Source organism: Ligilactobacillus apodemi DSM 16634 = JCM 16172, from assembly GCF_001434405.1.
Lineage (GTDB): Bacteria > Bacillota > Bacilli > Lactobacillales > Lactobacillaceae > Ligilactobacillus > Ligilactobacillus apodemi.
This window is the reverse complement of the sequence record NZ_AZFT01000053.1, coordinates 394,444-409,820: the sequence shown is the minus strand read 5'-3', so window position 1 is coordinate 409,820 and position 15,377 is coordinate 394,444. Positions and strand designations below refer to the sequence as shown.

The 15,377-nt window shown below is 38.6% G+C and carries 13 protein-coding genes; 1 reads left to right on the top strand and 12 read right to left on the bottom strand.

Going from position 1 to position 15,377, the window contains the following annotated elements; genetic code table 11:
- Window positions 1-73 precede the first annotated feature (73 nt).
- Both FC32_RS07260 and FC32_RS07255 read right to left on the bottom strand, forming a co-directional pair.
- Window positions 74-1,768, bottom strand: a complete 1,695-nt coding sequence (locus FC32_RS07260) for a DAK2 domain-containing protein (RefSeq protein ID WP_025086920.1) — start codon at window positions 1,766-1,768, stop codon at window positions 74-76.
- Window positions 1,769-1,800: 32 nt separating this feature from the next.
- A complete protein-coding gene (locus tag FC32_RS07255) occupies window positions 1,801-2,163 on the bottom strand; it encodes an Asp23/Gls24 family envelope stress response protein (RefSeq protein WP_025086921.1) in 363 nt (120 codons plus the stop codon).
- 383 nt (window positions 2,164-2,546) lie between these two features.
- On the opposite strand from FC32_RS07255, the gene rpmB reads away from it, so the two are divergent.
- Window positions 2,547-2,732, top strand: a complete 186-nt coding sequence (gene rpmB / locus FC32_RS07250) for a 50S ribosomal protein L28 (RefSeq protein WP_004047397.1) — start codon at window positions 2,547-2,549, stop codon at window positions 2,730-2,732.
- A 77-nt stretch (window positions 2,733-2,809) separates the two neighbouring features.
- On the opposite strand, the gene FC32_RS07245 is transcribed toward rpmB, so the two are convergent.
- From FC32_RS07245 to coaBC, 10 genes are all read right to left on the bottom strand, one after another.
- Window positions 2,810-4,438, bottom strand: coding sequence for a peptide ABC transporter substrate-binding protein (locus tag FC32_RS07245; protein ID WP_025086922.1), 1,629 nt, complete (start codon window positions 4,436-4,438; stop codon window positions 2,810-2,812).
- A gap of 163 nt (window positions 4,439-4,601) precedes the next feature.
- Entirely contained in the window at window positions 4,602-5,249 is a 648-nt protein-coding gene (locus FC32_RS07240; RefSeq protein WP_025086923.1) for a thiamine diphosphokinase, read from the bottom strand.
- Entirely contained in the window at window positions 5,246-5,899 is a 654-nt protein-coding gene (gene rpe / locus FC32_RS07235) for a ribulose-phosphate 3-epimerase (RefSeq protein WP_025086924.1), read from the bottom strand. Before rpe ends, FC32_RS07240 begins: the two co-directional genes overlap by 4 nt.
- 126 nt (window positions 5,900-6,025) lie before the next feature.
- The gene (gene rsgA / locus FC32_RS07230; RefSeq protein ID WP_056957354.1) at window positions 6,026-6,913 is read right to left on the bottom strand and encodes a ribosome small subunit-dependent GTPase A; all 888 of its coding nucleotides are present in this window, start codon (window positions 6,911-6,913) and stop codon (window positions 6,026-6,028) included.
- 17 nt (window positions 6,914-6,930) lie between these two features.
- On the bottom strand, window positions 6,931-8,613 hold the full coding sequence (gene pknB / locus FC32_RS07225) for a Stk1 family PASTA domain-containing Ser/Thr kinase (protein WP_025086925.1): 1,683 nt from the start codon (window positions 8,611-8,613) through the stop codon (window positions 6,931-6,933).
- On the bottom strand, window positions 8,610-9,359 hold the full coding sequence (locus tag FC32_RS07220; RefSeq protein ID WP_025086926.1) for a Stp1/IreP family PP2C-type Ser/Thr phosphatase: 750 nt from the start codon (window positions 9,357-9,359) through the stop codon (window positions 8,610-8,612). Before FC32_RS07220 ends, pknB begins: the two co-directional genes overlap by 4 nt.
- A 9-nt stretch (window positions 9,360-9,368) precedes the next feature.
- Complete coding sequence (rsmB, locus tag FC32_RS07215; protein ID WP_025086927.1) at window positions 9,369-10,712, bottom strand: 16S rRNA (cytosine(967)-C(5))-methyltransferase RsmB; 1,344 nt, start codon at window positions 10,710-10,712, stop codon at window positions 9,369-9,371.
- The gene (fmt, locus tag FC32_RS07210) at window positions 10,693-11,658 is read right to left on the bottom strand and encodes a methionyl-tRNA formyltransferase (RefSeq protein ID WP_025086928.1); all 966 of its coding nucleotides are present in this window, start codon (window positions 11,656-11,658) and stop codon (window positions 10,693-10,695) included. The genes rsmB and fmt overlap by 20 nt, the downstream gene beginning before the upstream one ends.
- A 31-nt stretch (window positions 11,659-11,689) precedes the next feature.
- A complete protein-coding gene (gene priA, locus FC32_RS07205; RefSeq protein ID WP_056957353.1) occupies window positions 11,690-14,116 on the bottom strand; it encodes a primosomal protein N' in 2,427 nt (808 codons plus the stop codon).
- A gap of 1 nt (window position 14,117) precedes the next feature.
- Window positions 14,118-15,320, bottom strand: a complete 1,203-nt coding sequence (gene coaBC / locus FC32_RS07200; RefSeq protein WP_056957436.1) for a bifunctional phosphopantothenoylcysteine decarboxylase/phosphopantothenate--cysteine ligase CoaBC — start codon at window positions 15,318-15,320, stop codon at window positions 14,118-14,120.
- Window positions 15,321-15,377: the final 57 nt, after the last annotated feature.

The window sequence follows — 15,377 nt, the reverse complement described above, 5'->3', positions numbered from 1 at the left end:
AAGAATTCAAAATATATTGCAATAACTAAATAAATTCTGGCCAGCAAAAATCACCGTCAGAATTTACCTTTGCTTATTCAACTGAGATCAAATATGGGTAAACTGGTTGATCACCTTCATGGATCTCAATTTCCACATCAGGATCAATTTCAGTCACTTTAGCAGCGATTTTTTCTGCTTCTGCTTCAGTGCCGTCTTCACCATAGATGATCGTGACAACTTCACTGTCATCATCTAACATCATTTGGACCATTTCAACTGCCGCTTGTTCACAGCCAGCCGCCGTATTAACGATCTTACCATCAACGATTCCCATATAATCGCCTTGTTTGATTTCTTGTCCATCGATCGTAGTATCACGCACAGCGACCGTTACTTGACCTGATTTTACCAATGACATTTCTTCGGTCATATTTTCTTTATTTTCTTCCAATGAAGCTGTATCAACAAAACCTAACATTGCGCTCATCCCTTGAGCAATTGTTTTACTCAAAATAACTTCAACTTGGGCATCAGCTACTTCTGCTGCTTGTTGGGCTGCTAAGAAAATATTTTTATTATTAGGTAAAATAATTACTTTTTTAGCATTAGTTTTCTCGATTGCTTCAACGATGTCTTTTGTACTTGGATTCATCGTTTGACCGCCACTGATAATATCGGTAACACCAAGATGTTTAAAGATATTGGCAATACCAGCCCCAGAAGCGATCGCGATCACACCATATTCTTTTGGTTCAGTATTTTCTGTAGCAGTTGCAGGCATTTCAGTTGCTTCTGCTTCATCTTTTCCGATGATTGTTTCATGTTGCAAGCGCATATTGTCAACTTTAACCTTAACTAAAGAGCCAAATTTTTGTCCATATGATAAGACTTGACCTGGGTGCTCTGTATGCACATGAACTTTGACCACTTCATCATCAGCGATCACTAGTAAAGAGTCACCAATTTGAGCTAAATGGTCACGAAATTCATCATAGTCAAATTTTTCATCAACTAAGCGACCGGCGCCGATTCGTACCATGATTTCAGTACAGTAGCCAAACTTGATATCTTCAGTGTTCAATTGTCCTTGTACACTCTTATGGTGTTCTGCATTGACCATTTCGTCCATTTCAACGGTACTTGGAGTATGAACTTCATCTTCACGCTCATTGCCAGAAAGTGCATCATAGAAACCTTGGTAGACAAAAGTTAACCCTTGACCACCAGAATCAACCACTCCAACTTCTTTTAAAACAGGTAAAAGATCAGGTGTTGTTTTCAATGCTTCTTCGGCTGCATCGTAAGTTGCTTTCATTACAGCAACTACATCGTCTGTTTTAGTAGCTTCTTTAGTAGCTGCTTCAGCTGCCTTACGTGCAACGGTCAAAATCGTACCTTCTTGTGGTTTCATCACAGCTTTATAAGCCGTTTCCACCCCACCTTGTAAGGCTGTCACTAAATCATTTGCGGTGAGCGTTTCTTTATCAGCAATGCTCTTTGCAAAGCCACGAAAGACTTGGGATAAAATAACACCAGAATTTCCCCGTGCCCCCATGAGTAATCCCTTAGCCAATGCATTTGCCAATTTTCCTACACTTGTTGCAGTTGATTCAGCAACGTATTTTTCACCACTGGCAAAAGAAAGACTCATATTAGTCCCTGTATCACCATCAGGTACGGGAAATACGTTCAAAGAATTGATAAATTCTGCATTGCTAGCTAATCTTTTTGAACTGACTAGAATCATCTTGCGAAATTCTGTCTCAGTAATATTCTCCACTTTCAAGTTCCAAACTCCTCCTTGGTTATTCTGGTACACTAGTCGCCGATAACGCGTACACCTTGAACGATCACATTGACCGACTCAGCAGTGATCCCTAGCATCGAATCTAAATTATACTTAACTTTATCTTGAACGTTTCGACAAACTTCAGAGATTTTTGTACCATAACCGACAATAATATATACATCGACTGCGATTGCATCATTTTCTTGGCGGATCACCACGCCTTTTGAATAGTTATCACGTCGTAAGATTTCATTTAAATTGTCACGAATTTGTTTTTTACTTGCCATTCCAACGATCCCAAAGATCTCGGTTGCGGCACCACCCACAACGGTTGCAATAACTTCATTACTGATATCAATATTTCCAAATTGATTTTGAATTTTTACAGCCATTAGACATAGCCTCCTTAACTATCTAAGACATTTTATCTGGATAAACTAGTCTTTGTCTTCAACCAATTCCTAGTATCACAACAGTCTTAATCAATACTTGTCTTTATATTATAACATGTTTATGCCCTGAGCCCAAAATTCGTTATGATCATTCTAATAACTTGACACTGCTAGTCCATAAAATTAAAGTTGTAATATCATTTGAATAACTTATATTCAAAATTTAAAATTTATAAAAAACCTTATTAAATCAACATTTATAGCTGTCAAGCAAAATTACTTTATAGAAAATTGTTGCAATCATGCGTTATCTATGATAATTTTATTTAGTGAATGAGCAAGACCCATTGCTCCTTAATTTAGAATAAGGGAGGATAATAATAATGGCTAAAGATTTTGTAACAGGTCGTAAAACAACATTTGGTAAGAAACGTTCACACGCTTTGAACCAAACAAACCGTAGCTGGAAACCAAACTTGCAAAAAGTTCGTATCTTAGTTGACGGCAAGCCTAAAAAGGTATGGGTTTCAGCACGTGCTTTGAAATCCGGTAAAGTTACACGCGTTTAATTGTGTGCTAAGCCCCAATTTGAGGGCTTTTTTCTTTATATCAAAAAAAGCGGGTCAATGTGATCCGCTTTTTTTGTTTATTTAACCAAATAGACTTCCTTCCAATTATTAGTAGTTCCAGCCGAATTTTGAATCAATCCCTTGATCGTTTCGCGTTTCAACTGCGGAATATTGGCTTGATATAATGGGATCACTCCCTGTTTTTCGCTTAAGAGTTTCGACGCTTTAACAAGATCTTCAAACCTTTTTGCCTTATTATTTGCGTCGGTGGTCTGAGCAGTTTTGATCAGTTCATTATACTTAGTGTTATTCCAACCACCAAAATTATAACTATTTTCTGTAGTGAATAGTGCTAAGAAACTAAGAGGATCAGCAAAATCCGCTCCCCAAGATGTTAGTTGGATATCAAAACTGCCATTTTGTCCTTGCGCGATCCGTTGTTTTAAAGAAACACTTTGAACCGTCACTTGAACATTAGGTAATGTTTCTTCTAGCTCTTCTTTGATAAACTGTGCCACTTTTTTAGCCGTTTCGTCGTCACTACTCATCAAGGTAAATGATAATTGCTTGACACCTAATTCAGCTAGACCTTGCTTAAAAAGCCATTTAGCTCGTTGCTTATTTCCAGTCACGCCTGCTGTTGTTTGGGCAACTTCAGCAAAATCGCGTCCTTTATATTCATACAAACCTTGGGGAACGATCCCTAAACTTGTTTGCGCACCGCCACCAACGATTTGTTTTACTAATTTATCACGATCAATTGCATATGAAAGTGCCTGTCGGATTTTTAAGTTTTTAAAGGTTGTTTTTGTTTGATTGAAGTCTAGATAACTTGTCCGTGCCTGTTTTAAAACACTATAGCCTGGATCTTTTTTTAGTTTAGTTGCTTGTTTACTACTTAATGTCAGATAATCTAACTTACCAGCTTGATACAATTTATATGCCTTAGTAGTACTTTTATTAACTTTAAAATTGATCGTACTTAGCTTAACCTTTTGTTTATCCCAATACTGTTCATTTTTTACTAACTGCCAGCTTTTTTCTGTCCCTGTCCAATTTTTAACAACAAACGGCCCATTATAGACCATTTTTTCAGCTGCACTCCCGTATTTTTCACCATATGTTTCGACTGCTCGCTTATTTTGGGGCAAAAAGGCCTCGATCGTTAGCAAAGATTCAAAGTATGGTAGCTTCTTTTCTAATTCGACTACTAAAGTATGATCGTCTTTAGCGGTAACGCCTAAACTAGTTACTTTTTTGTTACCCGCAATGATTGCATCAGCATTTTTGATCCCACTAAATAAATACGCAGAAGGTGAAGCCGTGTCCTTTTGTAATGTTCGTTGCCAACCATAGACAAAATCACTGGCTGTTACTGGATCTCCATTGGACCATTTAGCCCCTTTACGCAGACTAAAAGTATATTTTAGTCCACCTGCTTCCACCTTAGTTTTAACACCTAAGGCAGGTACTAATTTATTATTATTCCCTAAACGATACAACCCTTCCATCGTATTACCAACAATATCGCCACTGTAAGAATCGCTGACTTTGGATGGATCAAGTGTGGTCAATTCTGCCGGATAATTCCAATTTAAAACTTGTTTTTCTGCAACTGTATGTTGGGAGATCTTCTCTCCTTTACTACAGCCACTTAGACTTACTAGCAAAAATAACGTTAATAAAAGCAACGCAATTTTTCGCACCTAAAATACACCTCTCCCTGAAAAAATCCCCTTAAAAAACCTTATCCTTAATTAATTTTACTTTAAATAATAATTAGGACGCAACTTTTATAATTAATGTTGATTCCACTAAAATAAGACAAAGCATTGCTTATACAGCAAAATACTTTGTCTTAGCAAGAGATTATTTATCTTTACTTTGAATAACACAAATTATCCCTTCGGTAAAGGAAAAGTGTGCCTTTTTACCAACAAATTCATTGCTGATATATGCTAGCGGAAGTTCGGCGTCGTGCTCAAAAAGTTGATACTTCTCATCGGGCAAGGTCAAATCTTTTACCGACGTCAAAGTCACAAAAGAGAGATATTTCATGGTCGGTATCTGGATCAATTCATATTCTCCGGGCAAATAAAAACTAATATTGTTTTGCCGATCATAAAATTTTACTTTTTCGACAAATAGCGGAAAATCTAACCGCAAAACGCTCAACAAGTTGGCCAACAAATGATCGATTCGACCACCAGTTGCACCGTATACCCTGATTTCAGTTGGGCGGTAGCGTTTTTGGATCTCAAGTAATGCGACTTCTGTATCCGTATAGTCTTTTTGCGCTGGTAATGTTACCAAATCTAAACTCATATTTTTAACAAGTTGGGTTTGTTTAGGTGTTGCAGTATCAAAATCACCAACTGAAAACGCTGGCTTGATCCCAGCTTCACACAAACGCACAGCACCTAAATCAGCACCGACCCAAATTTCATTTGCCATATTGTTAAAAATATCAATGGGGAGAAATTCCCTTGGACCACCCACCAATAAATTCACGATCATTGATCTGCCACAGCTGCCTTTAATAAAGCTACTTTTTTAGCTGGTTCATCTCCAAAAACATACGACCCAGCTACGGCAACGGTTGCTCCTGCTTTAGCTGCTTGTTTGATCGTTTCGTCATTGATGCCACCATCAACTTCAATTTCAAATTGTGCGCCTGTATCACGTTTATATTGCGCTAATTCTTCTACTTTTTTGAGAGTTTCAGGTAAAAATGCTTGTCCACCAAAGCCAGGATCAACTGTCATAACTAAAACTTGATCAACTAAAGGCAAAACTTCGGTTATCATTGAAACTGGCGTCCCTGGATTAATAACAACTTCAGCTTTAACACCAGCTGCTTTGATTTGGCTTAACACCCGGTGAATATGAGGAGTAGCTTCAATATGGACCCCGATTACATCGGCACCAGCAGTAGCCAACTCGGAAATATAATCTTCTGGACGATCAACCATCAAATGACAATCAAAAACAAGTTTGGAATAAGGGCGCAATGCTTGCACAACATTAGCACCAAACGTTAAGTTTTCAACAAAATGACCATCCATGATATCAATATGCAGGTACTCTGCGCCTGCTTGTTCGACTGTGGAAACATCTTTTTTTAATTCAGCAAAATTTGCACTTAAAATTGAAGGTGCGATTTTCATGACTTTCTCTTGACTATGTATTGTAACAGAATAATCAATTATTATTCTTGGAGTTTACATAGCTTTCCTTTCAATTAATTCTACTTTTCTAACTCTATTTCAGGTTCACACATGACTCCACCTGTTTTAGCGATATTTTGGTTTTTGATTAATGATCGCCTCATAGAAATGTTTATAATTATCATAACGACTAGGCAAGATTTTTTCACTTAAAACGGCTTCTTTGACTGCACATTTAGGTTCATTGATATGTAAACATCCCCTAAATTTACATCCTGCTTGTAATACCGTAAAATCTGGAAATAGTAACGGTAAAGATTCCTTGTCAATATCAAGTAATTCAAAGGACGAAAAACCTGGTGTATCAGCTAATAAGTTATCACCGATTGGAAGCAAAGAAACCTTACGGGTCGTATGTCTTCCCCGACTCAAAGCCTTGGAGATCTCACCGGTAGCTAAATTTAGGTTGGGCTTTAATTGGTTTAATAAAGTTGACTTGCCTGCCCCTGTTTGTCCCATTACGACGATAACTTGCTGATGAAGGTTAGCAAGCATTTCAGTTAAAACATTTTGGTCAGCTGGTAGCCCCCCTAAATAAACTGGGTAAAATTGGCGATAATACTCAACTATTTCCGTAATTTTTTTAGCTTTAGTCTCATCTAAAAGATCAAATTTAGAAAAATATAACACCGGTGAAACTTGATTTGCTTCAAGCATTACCAATTGACGATCGAGCAGATTACTAGAAAAATCTGGTTCCACACAGGCAGTTACTACGATAGCCGTATCAATATTAGCCATTGGTGGACGGATTAATTGATTTTTCCGCGGATAAATCTCTAAAATATAGCCTTCGTCGACCTTATCTGCTTTAAATTCTACAAAATCACCTACTAATGGCGTTTGTTTTTTTTTCCGGAAATTTCCCCGTGCTCGTGTACGATATTCTGCTCCATCTTCGGTAACAACATCATAATAACCGCTTAAAGATTGTCTAATTTGTCCTTTTGTCAATTAATTTATCACCTTTCTTAACTTTTTGCTACGGTAACTTCCAAGACATCGCCAGCATGAAGTGGTGTGCCAACAGGAGGCTCTTGACTGATCACCGTATTTTTTTCGATTTCCGTAGTAACTTTTTCTTTTTTTACCACTAATGTTAAGCCGCATTCTTCGGCATACGCTTTAACTTCACTTAGCGTATAACCGATCAAATCACGCATACCTTCCGTATTAGGTCCTTTGCTGACCGTAAAAGTGACCGTTGTTTTTGAAAAATCAACTTTTTTTGTAGGTGAGATCGATTGTGCAATAATTTCACCACGTGCCACACTGTCAGAATATTGCGACTTCTTTTTGACGGTTACACCTTGTTTCTTTAGCCGTTGACTAACATCGCTATAAGAGCGTCGGCGATAGTCACCAAACGCCTTTTTTTGGACACCTTTCGACAAAACTATGTCCACTTCACTCCACTGTTTGATTTTAGTCCCGCTACTAGGAGTTGTTGCACTAATACATCCCGCATCGTAATGTGAGTCATATTGGTAACTGACTTTACCCAGGGTCAATTTTTGGCTCTTTAAAAGTTGCATTGCTTCTCTTTGATGCATTCCTTTTAAATTAGGCATGCTGATTTCTTTAGGAATAAAATACAGATAGGCTAATACCCCCAAAATAAGTAAAATCACGAACATCACAAAAAATCTTACTAGTTTTCTTTTTTTACCCTTTTTCTTTAGCTTAGGTGGTTTTGTGTTAGCAATGTCTGAGTGAATTTCAATCGTTTCAGCTAAGTTTTTCTTAGCTAAATCAGCTGCAAAAAAATCAGGTAAGATTTTCGTTTCATCATCCACGACTTTTTGTGGTCGCCACTTAGCTTCTGACTTGCGTTCTTCAGCTAAACAAGTTTTTAAATCAGCTGCCATCTCACGCACATTTTGGTAACGCTCCGCTAAATTTTTAGCAGTTGCATGCAAGACGATATTTTCTAAGGCTTGGGGAATATTCTCGTCATATAAGCGCGGTGATGGCATTTGGCTGCGATAATGTTTCAACACGATAGAAACAGCCGTCTCACCATCATACGGCACATGTCCTGTTAGCATTTCAAATAAGATTATCCCTAACGAGTAAATATCGGATTGTTGCGTGATCATACTACCCCTAGCTTGTTCTGGTGAAATATAGTGAACAGATCCCATCAAAGTATTGGTCCTTGTCATTGTTTCTTCTGCGACCGCAACTGCAATTCCAAAATCGGTAATCTTTACATTACCTGCTTCATCCATCAAAATATTTTGGGGCTTGAGATCACGGTGAATAATGCCATGATTATGAGCCTCCAAAACTGCATTTAAGATCTGTTCCATGATCTTTATTACATGCTCATAACTTAGGGGCCTATTTTTTTCAATGTATTGTTTTAGGTCTGTTCCCTTAACATATTCCATCACTAAGTATTGCATGCCTTGTTCTTCACCCACATCAAAGATTTCAACGATATGTGGGTTATCAAGCTCGATCAACGAATTTGCTTCACGATGAAAGCGACGCACTGCAGATTTATCATCGCGTAGATCTAGGCGCAAAAGTTTTACTGCCACATCACGTTTTAAAATTAGATCATGGGCCAAGTAAACATTTGCCATTCCACCTTCACCAAGGGTTCGTATCATTTGATAGCGGCCACCCAAGATGTAGCCACTTCTCATTTTGGTTTGCCCCCTTGATCTACCTTGATCAGTAATACCGTGATATTATCTGACCCGCCTGCCAAATTGGCCTGGTCGACCAACTCAGAACACTTATTTTCTAAACTAGTAGTCTCATCAACTAAAATCGTTTGAATCTTTAAATCATCGACCATGTTAGTCAACCCATCAGAACACAATAGAAAAATATCCCCCTGTTGTAAAGAAACAACTTGAGAATCGACCTTTGCTTGCTTAGAGATACCTAAAGTTCGGGTAATAATATTTTTATGCGGATGATGTTTGGCTTCTTCTTTACTGATCTCACCACGTTTAACTAATTCATTGACATATGAATGATCTTCTGTGATTTGTTCAAAATTACCATCCCTTAAACGATACGCTCGACTATCACCAATATTTGAGATCATCGCCTTGTCAGTAAACAGCAACGCACATACGAGTGTAGTCCCCATGCCAGCAAGATCTTGATACTGATCTGCCCGCTGTAAAATACTATCGTTTTCAACGACTACTTGCCCTTTTAACCATTCACTAGCATCAGTCACATTATCTAAGGATGTTTCTTCAAATAAATAACCTAAATGAGATACTGCCATATCCGAAGCAACTTCGCCACCTAAATGACCACCTAGACCATCGGCTACAAGTGCTAAAATATGACCTCTTTTATTCTCAAAAGCCCCTACACGATCTTCATTTACTTTACGGACTTTCCCTACATCACTCGTATATACGATCTGCATGTTTACACCTCAATTCTTCTTTACTAATGTTGCAATATAAAAGCCATCTGATAAATAATCATCTGGATAAATCGCCAAGCCTAATTCCTTGCGTTCAGGTTTTAGATTAGCTGCAGTCTGGGTTTTTACCTGTTCAAATTCTGGATGCTGTTGTAAAAATTCTGTCACAGTTTGTTGATTTTCTTCATCTAAAATCGTGCAAGTACTGTATGTTAAAATTCCACCGACTTTTAAGTGTGGTGCCACTGCATTTAAAATCTCTACTTGAATCCGATGAAGATTTTTAGAATCAGCTAGCTGTTTTTCATACTTAACTTCCGGTTTGCGTCGCATCAGCCCGATTCCAGAACACGGGGCATCGACCAAGATCTTATCAAAACTCTCTTTTTCAAATACTTCTGAAACTTTACGCGCATCTAACTGCTTAGCTTGGACTTGTGTTTGGACTTGAGCCCGCTTGGCATTTTCTTGAATAAGCTTTACTTTATGCTTATGAATATCTAGCCCATAAACCATGCCATCTGTTAAATTTGCAGCAATTTGGGTCGTTTTTCCGCCCGGAGCCGCACACGCATCTAGTACCTTGTCATTTGGCGCAATATTCATTGATTCAACTGCAAGCATCGCACTTTCATCTTGAACGATCACTTTACCAGCCTTAAACGTCTCGCTTGTGGGAATAAAGCCCGATTCGATCTGTAACGCTAACGGGGTCACCAAACTTGGCGTAGCAACGATTTGTTCTTTAGCCAAACTTTCAATGACTTGTTCTTTAGTCTCCAACTTCGTATTTATCCGAATAGTTTGCTTAGGTGCTTGATTAATTGATGATAAAATCGAGCTGGCCTTTTTTTCGCCCAGTTCTTTAACTAGTTGTTTAACTAACCATAATGGCGTACTCGTTTTGACACTTAAACGTTCAAGCGGATCATTGATCTGTTCGATCTTTGGCAAACCTTTGCGATCAATCGCATGTAAAACGCCAGTCACAAATTTTCTGATCCCAGCATGACCTTTAACCTTAGCGATCTCGATCGTTTCATTAAAGACTGCTCTTTTAGGAATATTATCCAAATAAAGCTGCTGATAAAGCGCAGTTAATAGCAATTGCTTGACCCAATTTTGTAATTTTTGGGGATTTTTGATAAATGGAACTAAATAATATTCCAAAGTCAATTTATGTTGGATCACCCCATACACGATATTTGTCAGTAAATGAGCATCGCGCTTACTTAAGTCATTACTTGTAATTGCTTGATTTAACGCTAAGTTAGAATAAGCGCCACTTTTTTCAACGCGTTCCAATAATTCGACTGCCAAGTAGCGCGGAGTTTTATTGATTTTGTTTGTCATCTACGATCACCTTTTGTCCGACCTTTAATCCTTGGCCCACTCCATTTAAATAATCGGTAATTTTTAATTTTGGTTTTCCAGCAGGTTGTAAAACATTGATCCGATAGACGGTATGATCAGCAGCCGTTAAATATAATTCATGTTTTGTAACATGAGCTACTACTCCTGGTTCAAACTCACTTTTCATTTCGATCGGTTCAACGTCCCAAAGCTTAGTCCGTTTTCCCTTAAAATCAGCAAAGTAAGCCCCTGGTGCTGGTCTTAAAGCGCGCACTTTCCAATCGATCTGTTGAGCTGTCATATCCAAAGAAAGAGTTTCTTCTTCCGGCTTGATCGTTGGTGAAAAGACAACTTGTGTTTCATCTTGAGGCGTAGCTTTTAGCTTACCAGAAATAAGATCAGGTAACAGCTCTAAGAGCGTATCACGCCCTAAAATACTCATTTTACTAAAGATCGAAGCAGTGTCATCATCTTTTTTGATTGGCATTTCTGCTTGCGCTAACATATCGCCTGCATCCATTTTTTTGACCATATAAATAATCGTTACGCCAGTTTTTTGCTCACCATTCATGATCGCATATTGAACTGGGGCACCCCCACGATATTTAGGCAATAATGAACCATGAACATTGATCGCACCTATTTTAGCAGCTTCGATCAATTTCATGGGTAAAAATTGCCCAAAAGCAGCAGTAACGATCAAATCTGGCGCCAATTCGATAATTTTTTGCATTTCCTCACTACCAGAGATTTTTTCTGGTTGTAATACTGGAATATCATATTTTTGCGCTATTTGTTTAACTGGAGAAGCAGTTAAAACTCTTTTTCTTCCGGTATAGCGATCTGGTTGTGTCACCACTGCTTTAACGTCATAATCTGCGTTGATCAGACCTTCTAAAATTGGGGCAGCAAAAGCTGGTGTTCCCATAAATACAACTGATGTCATTTTTAATTCATCCTTTTATCTCTTTAATTACTTATAAGAAATTGACCGGGTCACGATCGATCACGACCTGGATCCCTTTTCTTTCACCCTGCTGACTTTGCAACAATAACTCGTGCAAATAAGTTTCAAGTGCAGGTTCACTCTTATATTTTATCACTAATTGGTAATAAAACCGATTGTTGATCCGTAAAATCGAACTAGGCGTTGGTCCTAAGACAATTGCCTCAGGGCTTAAACATTGATCTAAGGACTTTTTGATCGCAAAACTTTCTTTAGCCGCGGCTGCCTCAGTTTTTGCGCTAACTGTTAACCTGATCGTATAGTAATACGGTGGATAGTGATTTAAATGACGCAAATTCATTTCATAAAAGAAAAAGCGTTCATAATCTTGTTTACAAGCTAACTGGATCGCATAGTGCTCCGGATTATAAGTTTGGATCACTACTTGACCACTTTTATCTGCACGTCCTGCACGCCCACTCACTTGGGTCAATAACTGAAATGTTCGCTCACTTGATCGGTAATCTGGCAATCCCAAAGCAGTGTCAGCATTTAAGACTCCTACTAACGTTACATTAGGAAAATCTAATCCCTTTGCGATCATCTGCGTCCCTAGTAAAATATCGGCTTCATGTGCGCCAAATTTTGCCAGTAACCGTTCATGGGCACCTTTTTTACGTGTCGTATCAACATCCATACGTAAAATCCGCGCGTTTGGGAGTAACTTTTCTAGTTCTGCTTGAACTTTCTGCGTTCCCGTTCCATAATATTGGATCTTTTTACTATTACAACTAGGACATCTCTGGGGAATTGCTTCTTCATGTCCACAATAATGACATTTCATTGAGTGCGTATCCATATGCAATGTTAAAGAAACGTCACAATTAGGACACTTCAAAACAAAGCCACATTCCCGACAAAGTACAAACGAAGAATAACCACGCCGATTTAACATTAAAACAACTTGTTCGTTACGAGCTAAACGTTCTTTGATCTGCGCCAATAAAACTTCCGAAAAATCTGGACGTGGTGCGGTTCTGATTGCCTGGCGCATATCAACTAACTCTACTTGTGGTAAAGCATTACCATTGATCCGTTTCGTCAATTTTAAATGGCGATAAACGCCCTTTTGTGCCCGTGCTCTAGTTTCAAGCGCCGGTGTAGCCGATCCTAAAATAACGGGACAGTGATGATACTTAGCACGCCATAATACTACATTCCGTGCATGATAACGGGGCATATCTTCTTGTTTGTAACTTGTTTCGTGTTCTTCATCAACAATGATCACGCCTAAATCACTGACGGGAGCAAATACCGCCGAGCGTGCCCCAACAACAACTTTAGCTTCTTTTCGTTCGATCCGTCGCCACTCATCATAGCGTTCACCATCTGATAGTGCACTGTGAAGCATGGCAACTTGACTCCCAAAGCGTGCTTTAACTCTTTGGACCATTTGGGGGGTCAAAGATATTTCAGGGACAAGCATCAAAGCTGTTTGACCATTTTTCAAAGCATGAGCGATAGTTTGCAAATAGACTTCTGTTTTTCCACTCCCAGTTACCCCTTGTAATAAAAAAGGTTGGGCTTGTTTAGCATCAATTGCTTGTGAAACAGCATCTACTGCTACTTGTTGTTCAGCAGTTAATTTTTGTGGTTGCGTCTTTTGAACTTCTTTAGTGGCATATGGATCACGATAAGCTTCTTTTTCTTCCAACTTGATCCAACCAAGTTCAGCAGCTTTTTTTAGTTGGCTTAAAGTTTGCACTAAATTTGTTGGTAATTCTGAGCGTGCAAAGGTTTGCCCTGATTTTTGCGCTAAAAAGGCTAATAACTCAAGCTGACGAGTCGCGTTTTTACGAACTTGTTTTTTTAGCATTTCATAATTTTCTCTTGTAACTAGTGAAGTGATCATCATAACCATTTTTGGTTTAGCTCGATCATTTACTTGATAAATAACTTCTAAAGCATCTTTTTTCCTTAACAAGGTTAATTCACGTAGTAGTTTTGTCGAAAGCTGCTCTTCATTAAATTCAACTTCCGCTTGACCGGCAAAAAATAGTTTCACTTCATCAGAAAGTAATTCAGGTGAAAGGACCCTTAGTTTTTTAGTGTAACTTGCGCGCATCACATTAGGTAACATCGCTTGTAAACAACTAATTTTAAAAGAAAATGTTTTTTGCGCTAACCAATCTGCTAGAAGTAGCCCTTCTTTTGCCAGGACTGGCGCTAGATCCATCGTACTGATAATTTCTTTGATTTCAATATTTTCTACAAACTCTTCTTTGGTCGCAAAACCGACCACAAATCCTTGGATCTTGCGTTCACCCTTGCCAAAAGGTACAATGACTCGCATCCCACATTCAAGTTGTGACTGCAATTTTGTGGGAATTTTATAAGTATATGGGCGATTGGTTTGCATCGTTGGGACATCAACGATCACTTGTGCATATTCAGCCATCTTATTCCCTTTCTTTCGCTAGTTCTAAAAGACGATCATAAATCAAATTTGCTAATTGTTGTTTTGTCATCTTACCCGTTTCCTGTGGTGCTTTATCTCTAGTCAATAATAAAGCTGCATTATCATTGGTCCCAAAACCAATATCTTTTCTTGAAACATCATTTGCCACCAATAGATCTACATTTTTTTGGCGTAATTTTTCGGTTGCATGTTTCACTAGTTCGGTCGTCTCAGCAGCAAATCCCACTAAAAGTTGCTGTTGTTTCAATTCACCTAGATGCTTTAAAATGTCTGGATTGCGAACCAAGTTCAATTGCCAAGTCTCACCAACTTTTTTGACTTTTTGCTCATAAACTTGGGCAAGACGATAATCAGCGACAGCAGCTGCCATGATCACAAAATCTGCTGTCGCGTAATGAGCTAACATTTCAGCTTCCATTTCACGGGCAGTTTTAACGTTGATCACTTCGACTCCTTTAGGTGCTTTTAAAGCAGTAGGACCAGAAACTAGTGTAACCTTTGCCCCTCTACTCTGAGCAACTTCTGCTAAGGCATAGCCCATCTTACCACTGGAGCGATTAGCCAAATAACGAACTGGATCGATCGGCTCGATCGTTCCCCCTGCACTAAGTAAGATCTTTTTTCCCGCAAGGTCTTTTGCAAAATTACTAGCTTGTGTTCCTTCGATCCAAGTTAAGATTTCTTCTGGTTCTGGCATGCGCCCTTTTCCGTCGTAACCCTCAGCTAAAAAGCCAGTTGCTGGTTCTAACACATTAACACCATCAGTTTTTAGTTGTGCAACATTTCTTCTAGTTGCTGGATTTGCCCACATTTTATTATTCATTGCCGGTACAACATATTTCGGGACTTCCGTAGCCAAAAGTGCCGTTGAAACAAAATCAGCAGCGATTCCTTGCGCCATCTTAGCTAAAATATCAGCAGTTGCTGGTACTACTACAGCCAGATCACTCCAATCGGCTAATTCAATATGTGGCACTGGTGAGCCATGTTTAGAAAATAAGTCTGTATAAACTTCATGATGCGTTAATCCCTTAAAGGTCAGCGGTGTCACAAATTCTTGGGCAGCTTTAGTCATAGCTACTCGAACTTTTGCTCCTTTTTTAATAAAAAGTCGCGCAAGCATTGCTGCTTTATAAACAGCAATACCGCCACTTATATATAATGCTATATGTTTATTTTTCACAAGATCAATCCCTTTATTAAAGCTATTTCCATTGTAGCAGAATTTAGAAATTTGATT

Coding starts and splice junctions, on each gene's coding strand:
- rpmB (WP_004047397.1), top strand. CDS start 2,547: ATGGCTAAAGATTTTGTAACAGGTCGTAAAACAACATTTGGTAAGAAA.
- FC32_RS07240 (WP_025086923.1), bottom strand. CDS start 5,249: ATGATCGTGAATTTATTGGTGGGTGGTCCAAGGGAATTTCTCCCCATT.
- rsmB (WP_025086927.1), bottom strand. CDS start 10,712: ATGACAAACAAAATCAATAAAACTCCGCGCTACTTGGCAGTCGAATTA.
- rpe (WP_025086924.1), bottom strand. CDS start 5,899: ATGAAAATCGCACCTTCAATTTTAAGTGCAAATTTTGCTGAATTAAAA.
- fmt (WP_025086928.1), bottom strand. CDS start 11,658: ATGACATCAGTTGTATTTATGGGAACACCAGCTTTTGCTGCCCCAATT.
- pknB (WP_025086925.1), bottom strand. CDS start 8,613: ATGAGAAGTGGCTACATCTTGGGTGGCCGCTATCAAATGATACGAACC.
- FC32_RS07255 (WP_025086921.1), bottom strand. CDS start 2,163: ATGGCTGTAAAAATTCAAAATCAATTTGGAAATATTGATATCAGTAAT.
- priA (WP_056957353.1), bottom strand. CDS start 14,116: ATGGCTGAATATGCACAAGTGATCGTTGATGTCCCAACGATGCAAACC.
- FC32_RS07220 (WP_025086926.1), bottom strand. CDS start 9,359: ATGCAGATCGTATATACGAGTGATGTAGGGAAAGTCCGTAAAGTAAAT.